This window comes from Sphingomonas pituitosa NBRC 102491, assembly GCF_001598435.1.
GTDB classification, from domain to species: Bacteria; Pseudomonadota; Alphaproteobacteria; order Sphingomonadales; family Sphingomonadaceae; genus Sphingomonas; species Sphingomonas pituitosa.
The window spans coordinates 1-14,330 of record NZ_BCYY01000017.1 but is presented as its reverse complement, the minus strand read 5'-3'; the positions used below and the strand labels follow the sequence as shown (position 1 = coordinate 14,330).

General features: G+C 66.6%; 8 protein-coding genes and 1 pseudogene. 1 reads left to right on the top strand and 8 read right to left on the bottom strand.

All coding sequences use genetic code 11. The features are described 5' to 3' along the window. Positions 1–206 precede the first annotated feature (206 nt). The 6 genes and pseudogenes from SPI01S_RS14145 to SPI01S_RS23370 all read right to left on the bottom strand — a co-directional run. The gene (locus tag SPI01S_RS14145; protein WP_084253473.1) at positions 207–1,094 is read right to left on the bottom strand and encodes a sulfotransferase family protein; all 888 of its coding nucleotides are present in this window, start codon (positions 1,092–1,094) and stop codon (positions 207–209) included. Continuing rightward, complete coding sequence (locus SPI01S_RS14140; protein ID WP_066723704.1) at positions 1,091–2,842, bottom strand: ShlB/FhaC/HecB family hemolysin secretion/activation protein; 1,752 nt, start codon at positions 2,840–2,842, stop codon at positions 1,091–1,093. The genes SPI01S_RS14145 and SPI01S_RS14140 overlap by 4 nt, the downstream gene beginning before the upstream one ends. Before the next feature lie 4 nt (positions 2,843–2,846). Further along, a complete protein-coding gene (locus SPI01S_RS14135; RefSeq protein ID WP_169804516.1) occupies positions 2,847–8,423 on the bottom strand; it encodes a beta strand repeat-containing protein in 5,577 nt (1,858 codons plus the stop codon). A gap of 861 nt (positions 8,424–9,284) precedes the next feature. Continuing rightward, positions 9,285–10,391, bottom strand: a complete 1,107-nt coding sequence (locus SPI01S_RS14130; protein ID WP_066723694.1) for an alpha/beta hydrolase — start codon at positions 10,389–10,391, stop codon at positions 9,285–9,287. Between the two features lie 257 nt (positions 10,392–10,648). Next, positions 10,649–11,338, bottom strand: a complete 690-nt coding sequence (locus SPI01S_RS14125) for an aldo/keto reductase (protein ID WP_373278318.1) — start codon at positions 11,336–11,338, stop codon at positions 10,649–10,651. Further along, a pseudogene (locus SPI01S_RS23370) lies at positions 11,250–11,432 on the bottom strand (hemagglutinin repeat-containing protein); the annotation flags it as partial. The pseudogene SPI01S_RS23370 and the gene SPI01S_RS14125, both read right to left, overlap by 89 nt. Before the next feature lie 153 nt (positions 11,433–11,585). Here SPI01S_RS23370 and SPI01S_RS22345 point away from each other — a divergent pair. Beyond that, positions 11,586–11,744 (top strand): hypothetical protein, encoded by a 159-nt coding sequence (locus SPI01S_RS22345; RefSeq protein WP_157084699.1) that lies wholly within the window; start codon positions 11,586–11,588, stop codon positions 11,742–11,744. A gap of 495 nt (positions 11,745–12,239) precedes the next feature. Here the strand turns inward: SPI01S_RS22345 and SPI01S_RS14115 are convergent, their stop codons facing one another. Then, complete coding sequence (locus SPI01S_RS14115; RefSeq protein WP_066723687.1) at positions 12,240–14,177, bottom strand: DUF6972 family protein; 1,938 nt, start codon at positions 14,175–14,177, stop codon at positions 12,240–12,242. Further along, positions 14,150–14,330 (bottom strand): hypothetical protein (locus tag SPI01S_RS22900; protein WP_218017616.1); only part of this gene is annotated, 181 nt, incomplete at its 5' end. The genes SPI01S_RS14115 and SPI01S_RS22900, both read right to left, overlap by 28 nt.

Sequence of the window (14,330 nt, the reverse complement as noted above, 5' to 3'; positions counted from 1 at the left end):
GGCTCCGCCCTCTCGAGCGCCTAGCCCCGATCGGCATCGATGTTGATATTGTCGAAATCGTCCGCGTCGGTCGACAGCGCCTCCGGCGTGATCGCGTAGCTCGGGATTTCGCCGCCAAAAGCGGGCGATTCGCTGGTCGTCGTTGAGCCTTGTGGCGCAAATCCCAGCGAAAGCGGATCACTCCAGGGCCGTTGCGCAGCCGAAACCTAGTTTATGGACAGCAGCGCATCGCGATAAAATTGTTCGTAATACCAGCGGCACGCGGTGTGGATCTGTTTCTCGATCCGCGGCGGCAGCGGCCTTCGGGGCAAGGGTGCCAGTCGCGCGTGGCGCGTGTGCGGATATTTCAGGCGGAAATGGCTGTCGCTTTCGGCAGGCCCCAGCGGGAGCGCGTTGAAATCGATCGCGTGCGCCGGCAGCCCCAGCCAGTCGAACAGGCGCGTGGTTACCGCGGCGGGGTGCGCCAGCAGATCTTCCAGCCGCAGGAAGAACAGGCGTTCGCGCACGGCATCCGGAAGATCGTTGATCGCATGGAGCGACACCAGCGCATCGCCCACCACCCTGCCCTTGCCGAACAGCGCGTCGATCCGCCCGAACCGGTCGAAATCGGCCAGACCGTCGGCGAAGTCGATCAGGATGCTCTTCTGGTGCTGCGCCTCGATCGAGGCGGCGATCTGGGTCAGGTCGCGCAGGCAGACGATCATCCGCGTCTCCGGCGCCAGTTCCAGCAGCATCTCGATGCAGTGCAGCCAGGCGCGGTTCTTGTCGACCACCAGCGTTCGGTCCGCCCCGCCCAGCCAGCCCCGCAGATAGCCGGTCATCGCGGCCTGGAGACGGCCATAGGCAGAGTCGCGCGCGTGATCGAGCTGGGAGAGGAAGAAGTCGTCCTGGCTCACCTGTCGCCGGATCGCCAGCAACGTGTTGCACAGGGGAGAGCTCAACCCTTCGCATGCGATGGCGGGGTGCGCGGCAAGGATCTGGCACAGCAGGGTCGACCCGGCGCGGGGCAGCCCCGTGACGCACACCAGGCCCGGCGCGGCACCGGCCGTCGGGCGCGCCGCGTCGGATTCGTTGTTGCCCCCGGTCCTGCTCAAAAGTTCACCGTTGCCCGAATATTCGCCCTGACGTCCCCGGCCTTGGTATTGCCCAGCGTCCGCATTGCAACCCCCACGTCGCCGGAGACGACGAGGCGGCGGCCGAGCCCCCAGTCGGCCCCCGCCCCGGCGGCGGCGACCGGGCCGCCCGCCCCCCCGCGCAGGCGGCCGGCATAGCCGCCGTCGAGATACAGCCACGGCTCGATCGTCGAGGGAAGCGCACCCTGCGTGATCCGCACCGGATCGAGCCGCATCTCGTTGCGCAGCACGAAGCCGCGATCGAACGCCCCGTCGTCGAGCGTGTAGGCGCGGACCTGGTTCCGCCCGCCAAGCCCGAGCAGTTCGGTCTGCGGCAGCGCGACGCCGGCGAACTGCCAGTTCAGCTGATGCACCAGGCTGAACCCGCGGAAGCGGGTGCGCCGCGCTACGAGGCCGCTGACATAGGCATAGCGCGCCGCGCCGAACTGGTGGAGCGACGCCGTCTCATAGACCGCAGCCGTACTGTACCGGTCGATCCCGCCGGGGCTGACATGGACGGCAATGTCGAGCGTCGTCGATCCCATCCCGTCGACGGCCTGCAGCGCATAGCCCGCCGTGACCTGCCCCACATGAAAACGCGATTGCGGGCGCACGGGCATGGTGCCGAACAGCAGGCGGCTGGTCTGCTCCTTCCAGTCGAGCCCGGCATAGACCTCGCCCCGCACGCCCGCCGCCACATTCGCCAGGGAGGTGCGCAGGGTAAGGCCAACTTCGCGGGTGTGCTGGCGCGCGTCGAACGCCTCGAACGGCTGGTTGGAACGAATGTCGCCGATATTCGCCTCCAGGCTGGTCCGCGGCGCGATCGCGATCCACATCCGCCCTGCATGGCTGACATAGCGGCGGCTGCCCCCGGGGTCGGCACCGAGCCCCGCCAGGCGCTGGCCGGAGGTGGTGAGCTGATAGCTGCCATAGGCATCGCGCAGGCCTGGAATGCCGGCGAGCGCGTAGAGGAAATAGCGGGCGATCCCGGTATTCGGGCTGCCGGTATTGGCATAGCCGCCGCCGATCGCCCAAGGGCGCTCGCGGGTCACGACATAGGTGACGTCGGTCGTCGCATAGTCGCGGCCGGGTTCGAACACCGCCTCTACCCGACGGAACGGGTAGCGGTTCAGCCAGTCGAGATCGTCGCTCATCGTCTGCGCGTCGATGGCCGCACCGGGCTGCTGGCGGATCGCCGCCGCGACGTGCTTCGCATCCGCTGCGCCGCGCCCGGATACCCGCGCCTGCCCCAGCTGGAACGGCTCGACCCGAAGCGTCAGATGGCCGGCGGAGATATCCTGCTCCGGTGCCGAGACATGGACGAAGGGACGGCCGCGATCGCGATAGGCCCCGGCGATCGCCGCCTTGATGGCGCTGATCTCGCGCCGCGAGAGCGGGGTGCCGATAAAATGGCGCAGGCGATCGGCGAGCCAGGGCGCGTCCGCCAACCCCTTCAGGGTGACGCCGGGGCCGCCGGGATCCGGCGCGGCGTCGCCCCTGACGAGGGTGAGCCCAGTCAGCGTCACCCCCAGCGGCGTGGGATCGTCGTTGCGGTCGATTTCGAGCGGCGGCGCCGGATCGGCGGGCTCCGGCCGGAGAACCGGCGCTGGGTTCCGCTCGATGCCCTGCGCGAACGCGTGGTGCGGCAAGGCGGCGCAGGGAAGCAACGCCATCCGCAGGAGAAGGCCGGCGCCGCGCGGGGCGCCGAAGCTGTAATGCGAAATATGCACGGGATCAGTTCTGCTGCCTGAAGAAGATGCTCGGCCACCGCGGCATCGCGACGGCACCGTCCTGCCGGCGCACCGGGACGGCGCCGGTCATCCCGAACGGGTTTCCGGCCGGCACCACGTCGCCCGCCAGCCGGATCGTGATGGGGCTGGGCCGCACGTCTGGCGCGCGCAGGGTCAGGCCGGTCGGCGCGGATTGATAGGTGATCGCGTAGTTGGACAGCCGCGCCCCCACCGCGTCGGAGACGGTGATGGCATAGGGGCTCGATGCGAACGGCGCGTCCGCGGCCGCCCCGTCGCTGGCCAGCCGCACCGCGTCGACCCGATCGCCATTGACGAGCCCGATCGCCTGGAACGCCGAACCGCCGAGATCGAGCCTCGCCCCCACCAGCTTGACCTGGTCCTCCGCGACGATGGTGAGCGGGCGCGGCGTGACCGCCACGCGCCCGCCGGTGAAGCTGAGCGCATAGTTCGGCCCGGCACCCAGCGTACCCAGGCCGATCGCATAACTGCCGACACCGCTCGTCGCACTTGCTGCGCTGGCAAGCGCGCCGCGCAGCGTATCGCCGTTGACCAGTCCGCCCCCGCCCACCGCAAAGGTCAGCGTGGGCGCGGCATCGCCATAGACCATCGTCCGGTCATTCGCAGTCACCGCCAGCGGACGCGGGGTGACCGACACGGTCCCGCCGGTGAAGCTGACCGCGTAGTTCCCGCCCGCGCTCAGCGTACCCTGGCCGATCGCATAGTTGCCGACACCGCTCGCCGCGGTCGCAGCCGTGGTCAGCGCGCCGCTCAGCGTGTCGCCCTGGATCAGGCCGGTGCCGCTGCCCGTCGCGCCCACGGAATAGGTGAGCGCCGGCAGGCCGTCGCCATAGACCATGGCGCGGTCGTTCGCCGTCACGACCAGCGCACGCTGGGTTATCGAGAGGGTCCCGCCGGTGAAGTCCAGCGTGTAGTTGGCATCCGCACGCAGCGTGCCCTGGCCGATCGCGTAGCCGCCGACCCCGCTTGCCTGGCCTGCAGCGGTGGCCAGCGCGCCGTGCAGCGTATCGCCGTTGACCAGCCCGCTTCCGCCCACCGCGTAGGTCAACGTCGGCGCGGCATCGCCATAGACCATCGTTCGGTCGTTCGCCGTCACCGTCAGCGGCCGCGCGGTGACCGAAACGTTCGCGCCGGAGAAGCTAACCGCGTAGTTCGCACCCGCGCTCAGCGTGCCGAGGCCGACCGCATAGCTGCCGATCCCGCTCGTCGCGCTGGCTGCGCTGGCGAGCGCGCCGCTCAACGTGTCGCCGTTGACCAGCCCGCTTCCGCCCACCGCGTAGCTCAGCGTCGGCACGGCATCGCCATAGACCATCGTTCGGTCGGTCGCCGTAACCGTCAGCGGCCGCGCGGTGACCGAAACGTTCGCGCCGGTGAAGCTAACCGCGTAGTTCGCGCCCGCGCTCAGCGTGCCAAGGGCGATCGCATAGCTGCCGATCCCGCTCGTCGCGCTCGCGGCGGTGGCAAGCGCGCCGCTCAGCGTGTCGCCGTTCACCAGCCCGCTTCCGCCCACCGCGTAGGTCAGCATGGGCGCGGCATCGCCGTAGACCATCGTCCGGTCGTTCGCGGTCACCGTCAGCGGCCGCGCGGTCACCGATACGTTCGCGCCGGTGAAACGCAGCGCGTAGTTGCCCCCCGCGCTCAGCGATCCCTGGCCGATCGCATAGCTGCCAACACCGCTCGCCGCGCTTGCAGCCGTCGTCAGCACCCCGCTCAGCGTATCGCCGTTGACCAGGCCGGTCCCGGTCGCGGTGGCTCCCACCGCATAGGTCAGCAACGGCAGGGCTTCGCCATACACCATGGTGCGATCGGTCGCGCTCACCGCCAGCGGACGCGGGGTGACCGACACGCTCGCGCCGGTGAAGTCCAGCGTGTAGTTCGAACTCGCCGTCAGGCTGCCCTGCCCGATCGTGTAGCTGCCGACCGCAGCGGTCGCACTCGCCCCCGTCGACAGCGCGCCGCTCAGCATGTCACCATTGATGAGGCCGGTGCCGCTGCCCGCCGCCCCTACCGAATAGGTGAGCGCCGGCAGGCTCTCGCCATACACCATCGTGCGATCGGTCGCCGTCACCGCCACCGTACGGCGAGTGACCGACATGCTGCCGCCGGTGAAGCTCAGCGCATAGTTCGCGCTCGCCGCCAGGCTGCCCTGGCCGATCGCATAGCTGCCGACCGCGCTCGTCGCGCTCGCGCTGGTGGCCAGCGCGCCGCTCAGCGTGTCGCCATTGACCAGCCCGCCTCCGCCGATCGTGTAGCCGAGCGTCGGCAGGTTCTCGCCATAGACCATCGTGCGGTCGTTCGCGGTCACCGTCAGCGGACGCGCGGTGACGGACATGGTCCCGCCGGTGAAGCTCAGCGCATAATTCGCGCCCCCAGTCAGGGTGCCGGGGCCGATCGCGTAGCTGCCGGTACCGCTCGTCGCGCCCGCAGCGGTGGCCAGCGTGCCGCTCAGCGTATCGCCGTTGACCAGGCCGCTTCCGCCCACCGCGTAGGTCAGCGTGGGCGCGGCATCGCCATAGACCATCGTGCCGTCGTTCGCGGTTACCGCCAACGGGCGCGGGGTGACCGACAGGTTCGCGCCGAAGAAGCTCAACGCATAGTTCGCCCCCGCGCTCAGCGTGCCCTGGCCGATCGCATAGCTGCCGACCCCGCTCGCCGAGCTCGCAGCTGTCGTCAGCGCCCCGCTCAGCGTGTCGCCGTTGACCAGGCCGCCCGACGCGTAGGTCAGCGTCGGAACGGCATCGCCATAGACCATCGTGCCGAAGTTTGTGCTCACCGTGAGCGGGCGGGGGGTGATGGCAAGGCTGGCCTGTGCGTTGGAGAACACCAGGTCATAGCCGGACTGCGTCGAATACAGCCCGCCCGTCACGCGAACGCCGTAGCTGCCGACGTTCGAACAGGAGGCGTCCCCGCCCGAACAGGCGAAGCTGGCGGTGCCGAGGATCTTCGCTGCATCCACGGCATTCCCGCGCTGGTCGAGCACCGTCGTGGTGATACGGCCGGCCTGGTTGGTGCCGTCATAGACCACGCTGGCGGACGCCCCGCCCCCCGGGGTGACGTTCGCCGTCTTGAGGAACGCCTTGAGCAGCGGCGCGGTCGAGCCTTCATAGATGCGCCACACGGTGGACTGGCCGCCAGTCGTATCGAGGTCCCAGCCCTCGTACGTAGAGGCCTTCATGACCGAACTGCCACCCATGGCGCTGGCGCCGGTAACGGGTATCTGATCGCCGACCGCCCGGGACTGCCCCGTGCTCGACACATCCCAGCGAACGCCGGTCATCTGGTCGATGCCACCGGTAAAACCAGCCACGCCGCCGATACTGATGAGACTTGTCGCCGTCACCTTTCCGAGGGCGTAGGAATTTTCGATCGGTCCGGTCGAATAGCCCACCAGGCCGCCCAGCGTATCGTCGCCCTTTACGGCCGACGTCGAATAGCTGTCGCGGATCGTCGAGTCATAGCGTTGGCTGCCGACCAGCCCGCCGGCGATCGAAAACGCGGTCACCTCACCGGTAGCGTAGGCCATGCTGATCGATCCCAGCATCTGCGCACCGACGAGGCCGCCCACATAGCTCGATCCACTTACGCTCCCCGTCGCGAAGGAGCGGGTGACCGTGCCGTAGTTGAGGCCGACCAGCCCCCCCGCATAGGGGGTCGCCGCAAAGGTGCCGTTCGAACTCGTCACATAATAGCGATTCGCGATGACCGGGCCGGTCGCATAGGAATCGGTGATGGATCCGCCCAGACCCTCTCCGACAAGGCCCCCCACCCGGTAGGCGCCCCAGGGATCGCCGGTGGCGTAGGACGCGCTGATCTGGCCGAGGTTCTGGCCGACAAGCCCGCCCACGGCGTTGTCGCCGGTCACGGACGCGCTCGACGACGTATTGCGGAGGACGCCGGTGTTCCTCCCGACCAGTCCGCCGATATTATCGCCATCGCCCGTCATTACCGAGCCGGCGGTGGCGACGTTCTGGATCGTGCCGTTGTTGGTCCCGGCCAGCACGCCCATCCGGCTGCTGCCGTTGGTCGACCAGTCGAGCACCGTCGCGGAAACGACCAGATCCCGCGCCACCGCGCCGCTGTTGATGGTGCCGATCAGGCCGACATCGGAGATGTTGTGCGGCGAGATCGACATATCTAGGGCGTGCCCCAGCCCCTCTAGCGTGCCGTTCAAACTGGTCACGGCGGCGGCAGTAAACCCTGCCGGCTGCAGGTCGTGCGCCAGCGCGAAGGCGCCGCTCCGCCCGCTGATCGCCTGCAGATCGCCCCAGGAGTAGAGGAGCGAATAGGCGGTCCCGTCGATGGTGAGCGACTGCCCGCCATTCCCATCGGCAAAGGCGATCGAACTACCGCGGGCAAAGGTGAGGTCGCCGCCGTTGCCGCCATTATTGGTCCGGAGCACCACCGATCCCGATCCGTTGACCGCGATGTTCGCGTTGACCGCGATGCCGTGGTAGGAATCGAGCGTGAGCGTAGCCCCGGTGTTCCACGACAGGCCGGAATTGACCAGAATGTCGCCCGCGCCGCTGCTTGCGCCGTTGCCATAGGCGCTGGCACCGCCGGCCGTGGTGGTCAGCGTCACGCTGGTGTTGTTGCCGAGCGTGCCGTTGATCGTCGTCGCCGCGGCGCTGTCGACGATCAGGTCCTCGGGGTCGATCAGCCAGGTGCCGCCCTGCGCGTCGATGCTCGAATTGCCGATATGGAGCAGATGGCCGGACGTTTCGATCGCCCCCGCCGATCCGCTCGCTCCCCGTGCGCGGATCGCGCCGGCGACCGCCGTGGTGCCGGCTTCGCTGACCAGCCAGACCTTGCCGTCGCCGGTGCGCACGCCGGTGGCATTGATCGTGCCGGCGGTGTTCCCCGCCAGGGCATAGACGTTCCCCTGCTGCGCGCGCAGCTCGACATTGGCGGCATCGATCGCACCGCCATTGGCGGCGCTGGTCGAAGCGTCGCCATAGAGGACGGAGAACAGCCCCCCGCCGTCATGGGCGCCGTCGCGGATCAGCACCTTGCTGCCGGCGATCAGCCCGGCGGTGCCGTTCGCCGCGGATACGCTCCCGCGATTTTCGACGATCGCGCCGATCAGCGCGACGTTCCCGCCCAGTGCGCCGACCTTGCCGAGGTTGACGACCCGCGCGCGCGACGTGCCGGCGAAGGTCATGCTGCCGCCGCCGAGGAACGCCGCGTCGGGCAGATCCAGCGTCGACGCGATGAAGCTGCCGCCGGTTTCCACCACCCCGCGCGCGCCGATGACGATGCCGTTCGGATTGACCAGATACACCGATCCGGTGGCGCGGAGCAGCCCGTCGATGGTCGATACCGACCCGCCAGAAACCCGGTTCAGGGTCGCACCCGAACCGTTGTTGAACACCACGCTCGCCTGTTCGCCGATCGAAAAATCGGTCCAGTCGATGATCGCGCGATCCCCCGACTGGTGGATCGCGAGCGCCCCGCCCGCCTGGGAAATCGACGCCTGCCCGGACACCACCGTCCCCCCGGACGGCAGCGTGGCGCCCGCCGGCGCGGTCTGGGCGTGCGCGGCCACGGGAACGGCCCCACCCAGGATGGTGGCACACAGCAGCAGGCGGCGACGCCGCCTCTCGGTTGAATGCGGCGCATCCATTACAGGTTGTGCCATCGCGCCACGGCGTCGCATCGACATGCCTCGTTCTCTCGTACCGACGATAGGATGGGCACGGCACCATCGCCGCGCCCGGGGCTTCGAGGGGGCAAGGGTTCCGCGGACGACGCAGCGCCTGCCACTGGGCGACGCACACGCTAGGTCGTGCCACGTTCCTTCTTCAAACGACCGGCCACCACCCCCGGCCGGGCCACTGCCGCGTTCGATGATGCCTTACCCCCGCTAGGCATCATGCCCCCCCCGCTTTCTGTTGCCCCGCGCCTGCAAGGCAAGCACGCGCCGATCCCGTCAAGACACGCGGCGCGCTTTGAGACGCGGTGGAGGGTGATTGAGACGTTTTGCACGATTCGAGCTGCGCGGCGGGCGTTGCGACTGCCTGGGTTCGCGGCAACGACGTCGATCCGCAGATCGCGAAAGGGCCACAGACCGCATGCAATGGTGGGCGGCGTTCGGCAAGGAGGACCGCCCCTTCTCGCTATCCGCGATCTGTTCGCCCCCGGTGATCGCTCGGCGGTTCAGGCGGCCGGAAATGGTGCGCGGCGCGCTCGTTTCATTCTTGAAGGGGATAGTCGATCAATCCTGCAACGGCGCGCGCCAGGCGGGATCGATCTGGCAGGTGCACACCCGCCCAACCTTGGTTGAGCGGGCAAGCTGGCCTCCTCGATCACGGCGAGGTGCGGGCCTGTGCCGTCTTGCTATAGCCAGCCTGGAGACGGCGACCTGTTCCTCAACAACAGGCCGCTTCCAAGTTTACGAGCCCAAAGATCACACTGCCAGATGCTGGGTGAAGAACGCCGTCAGCTTGTCGAACGGGATCACGTCCACTTTGTCGTACAGGTCGGTGTGGACGGCATTCGGTACGATCACCAGTTCCTTGGGCTCTGCCGCATTCGCGTACGCGGTTTCGCTGAAATATCGCGAATGGGCCTTTTCGCCATGAACGAAAAGGATGGGCCGCGGCGATATCTCCTTGATGTACGTCAGCAGCGGCATGTTCATGAACGATAGCGGCGTCGTGATCGTCCCAGAATTGCCCGAGTTGATCGCTCGCTTGTGATAGCCGCGCGGCGTCATGTAGTAATCGTGATAGTCGATCACGAATTGCGGTTCGCCGCCCTTCAGTATGTTCATCGGTGGACCATAGGCCGGCGCGCCCTTCTCGGCGTCAGCCCATCGTTGCCGGCCCAGACGCTCCAGCACCTGCGTGCGCTGTTCCAGGGTCACGCTGTCGTTGTACCCCTTCGCCATGAGGCGGGTCATGTCGTACATCGTGACGGCCGCGACAGCCCTGACCCGCTTGTCGACCGCGACTGCATTCAACGCCATGCCGCCCCAGCCGCAGATGCCGATCATGCCGATCCGCTCGCGATCAACCTCGCGCCGCAAGCCGAGGCAGTCCACGGCAGCACTAAAGTCTTCGGTGTTGATATCGGGCGACGCGACGTTGCGGGGCGCTCCACCACTTTCGCCGGTGTAGGACGGATCGAAAGCCAGCGTGGCGAAACCGCGTTCGGCCATGGTCTGCGCATAGAGACCCGAGGACTGCTCCTTCACCGCACCGAAGGGCCCGCCGACCACGATTGCCGGCAGGCGCTCGCTACCGCGGCGCCTGGGCAGGTATAGATCGCCTACGAGCGTGATGCCGTAGCGATTCTGGAAGCTGACCTTCTGGTGATCGACCTTGTCGCTCCGGGGAAATAGCTTGTCCCATTCGGCTGACATCGTCACCGCCTCCGCATTGCTGATATCGGCGATCGAGGAAACACCAGCGGCAGCGAGCCCGATGCCGGACATCTTCAGCATCGTTCGACGTCGAAAACGCGCCTCTTCGTGGTTCGTGGCGACATTGCCGTTCTGCTCTGAAAAATCCATGACCTTGCTTTCGATTTATCTCGGCTCGCGAATGCCGCCGGATCCTGCATGCCGTTTATACGCTCCGGCACCGGCTTCATCAGTCCCGCGCCGCCTTGATGAGGCGATGAGCTGTGCTCATGCTTTGCGCGCACAGGCCTATAGCCTGCAGGCATCGTTGAACTGCCTTCTGGCGCAGTTCCCGAGCGTTACGAGGGTGCGGCGGCGGCCGACGCAACCGGATTCCTGCCGGAATCCGACCGCCCCGCACTGCCGCCCTACTTCATCCCGACGGGATCGCCGACGGACCACGCGACGCCGAACCCGCGGTCGAGCCCTTCCAGCACGGCCATGTCGCCTGCATCGATGGCGAAGCCGGCCAGCGCCAGGTTCTGCTGCATCTGCGCCACGTTCAGGCTCTTCGGCAGCACGGCATAGCCCTTCTGGATGCCCCATCGCAGCAGAAGCTGGGCCTCGGTGGTTCCGTACTTGGTTGCCATCGCCGAGAAGACCGCATCGTCCCGCTTCGTATCCGCGGTCTTGGCGCTGTCCTGGCCGGGTTCGACGCGCCAGGTGGAGAGCGGCGCAAGGCTGCTATAGGCCATCGGGAAGATGCCTTGGTCGCGCATATGGGCGATCAGATCGGGTTTCTGGGACCAGGGATTGAGCTCGATCTGGTTCACCGCGGGCATCTCCAGCCCGGCCGCAGCGATCTCTTCCAGGTGATGCCGGCCATAGTTGCTGACGCCAACCGCGGGCGCCTTGCCGCTGCGCTGGATTTCCAGGAGAGCCGCCCACTGGGCTTGTCGCGCTTTCCACGCCTTCGCCGCTCTTGTTGAGCGTGATCTCCGAGGTGACCGCCAGCGTGAAGCCGCTGCTCCTGGCGCTGCCGCTCTGGCGGTCCTCCTCGGTCGCCGCCGCCAGCGTGATGGCGCCGTTCGCCGCGAGGGTGAGGTCGCGCGCGGCATCGACGGTGGAACCGCGAACGTCGATCGTGCCGCCGGTGCCGGTGCCGTTGGCGACGATCGTCACGTCGCGGCCGTGCACCGCGCTGCCGACCACCGTCTCGTCGTGCGTGGTGTTGGTCGCGCTCGACCTGGAGATGCCGAAGGTCGCGCCGGCCGGTGCGCGCACCGGGGAACGCTAGCAGCGCACAAGCCCGACCCCAAAGCAAAATGAAATTCGGGTATTTAGTAAACTGTCACCGTAATTCCCATGCTGGTTGCCATTCGAGAGATTGCCCAAGGCGTAGATCCGCCCGGCGAAACGCTAGACGAACGCCGGGCGCGCGACGTCGGGCATGTTGTCATAGGCGCGCAGGATGCACTGGCGCGGATCCGCTTCGCCGCCAAGCTGATGATGGACGATCTTTAGCCAAGTGGCCGTGCGGATGAGCTGGCGACTACCAAGCCACCACCCTCAATCTAAAATCTCTGAAAGAGTATATCGCGGAGTGTTGGAGCACCAAAGCCAGGCCATGCATCCGCCAACATCACTCACTACGAAAATAATATTTGGCTACCCGCGCGCGCATAAACAGTTCTATTGAGTTCGTAGAAAAATTTTCCCCATCTCGCCCCAATCTTTAACAATAAGATCACGCCGCGTATTTCAATAACCAATACCTTAATACTACGGCGAACAAATCCTTTGAGACTTATTCGATATCCATCCTTCCATCTACTTTCGTGTACTCGTCTTCTGTCAGCCAGAACATAGCGTCTTGATATGAGCTTGCAGAATGTTGCATAGACCTTTCACCAGGGTCGTAAATGTCAAACAATTGCTTCGAATCGTTCCCGAGCAAGAGTAAGATATATGGCGGCCGCGCAGTGTCATCGGCCCAAACTTCATACCACGCATATTCACTCATTGACCTGGCCCCGTTCTAGGAATGACATGATACATTCCATCCGGTCTGACTTTAAGCTGACCGTATGACAATGGAATCCGGCTACCTTCCGGCGCAATCCGATAGCCAATTGGAGCATCAAATTGAAGGCCGTAGCGATCAAAACCTCCGCGACTGCCGGTGTATTCCCCGCGTTCAATTATCGCCTGAGCAACATCGCCTGCTGCTGTTTTCGTTTCGAAAACGTGAACCGCTTCGCCCTTCCTAAGCATCCGATTAGCTTGCGCTGCGCCCTCAATATGGCGGTCCAGATACTTTAGTTCAAATGCCAACCCGTCGGTGGGAACACCCTTTGCGGCAACGCTATAGACGTAGCCATTCCTGACATTAGCCAGTGCAGAAAGCTCGGCAGCATTTGCGAAGCCAGCCGACGCAAAGCCCACCACCATGTTTGCCTGGCCATACCAAGCCTCCGCCTCTGCCCGGGACATCCCGCTGGCAGCAGAAAGTCCATATCCACCAAGTGTCCCTACTGGCGTACCGCTCCACAACGCGCGCAGCCCGGACACCGCCTGATCACCCCCCATGCCGATAGACGCGACACCAAGGACAACACCTCCGCAACCCAGACCCAGACTTTCCGGACAAGAGGCGGCGCCTGCGGCGATCGTGGCGACGCCTCCTAGCGCCTCAAGTCCCCCGCCGACCAACTGCATACCGCCGACCAGTCGCACCCCGGTCGGCGTCTGGTTGAAAGCATTGACGCTCTGAACCGCACACAGAAACGGCGTATTTCCGTTGCAGAGCCACGCATCCGCCTGCCGTTGTCCGGCTACATCGTCCTGCTTGACCTGCGCGATCGCCTGCGCCTCCGTCAGCGTCGGCGCCTTAGGGTCCGCGATTTTGGCCCGCGCAGCATCATAGAAGCGGTCCATCGCCGCGATGATCTGCTCGTCGCTTGCCCCCGGATATAGCTCCGCGAACGCGTTCCAGCGCTCCTGCTCGGCCTTGGTACCATGCTTCCAGGTGTTCAAGGGATGCGCGCCTGCGCACGCATTGTCGCCGACGGTGCATATCTTCACCGTGCCCCCGGGGCTCGAGACGTTCTTGGACGCGTTGTTCTGCGTCTCGACCTGCGCGGAAAGGGTGGCAGCTTGCGTGTCGAGCCCGGCTGTCTGCGCGATGGCGGCCACGAGGGCACCGACCAGGTTGCTGCGTGCCTGCTGCTCCTGCTGCGTGTAGGTGCGCACGACAGCGCCCTGCGCGTCCACCGAGATCGTTTCGGACGCCTTCTGGTCGATGGACGCTAGCAGGTTGTTGAGCACGACGCTTGCGGCCGCCCCCATCGCCCCGCTGGCACGGTCGCCCGAGCCCCCTGCGGCGCTGCCGGCACAGCCGACCCGCCCCTGCAGCGCGGCGCGGGCCTTTTCGCTACGGAGCTTGTCGGCGATGTCCTTGACCTTGCTCGTCGCCAGGCCCTGCAGCACGTTGACCGCCGCTCCCTGCACGAGACTGGTCAGCGAGCCGGCGACGTCCGATCCGGCAGCGCCGTTGATCGCCGTGAGCACAAGCCGCCCGGCGCCACCGGCACCCCAGATCGCATAGGGGTTGGACTTCGGATCCTCGTTGGGATGCTCCCTGGTCCATTTGTCGGCCTTGGACGCCTGGCTACTCAGGAACGCAGTCGTCTCCGCCGCCAGCGTCTGCGCCGCTTGGAAGCCCTGGGCGATGTCCTGGCGCTTGGCCTCGTCGAACTGCTGGACCAGCGCGCCGGCATTGGCGCCGCTGGTGTCACGACTGATCGTCTGGGCGAGCGCGGCGCTGGCGGCGTCGCCCGAGGTGATCGTGATCGTGCCGTTCGCGATCGCCGACCAGGTCGTACCGGACTGGTCGCCGCTCGCCCCCATCGCCATCGGCGGCGTCGCGCTCACCGTGCCGATGCCCTTGATCGGCATCCCCGGCAGCGGCGTGGCGCCCTGCTGCGAGGCTTGCCCGCCTTGATCCCGCCGATGCCGCCGCCGATCGAGGTCTGGCTGGCGTCCCAGGTCTCCCGGTTCCCGAGGTCGCCGGCGTGGAGCGTGCCGGTGGTCAGGCTGTTCTTCGACGGG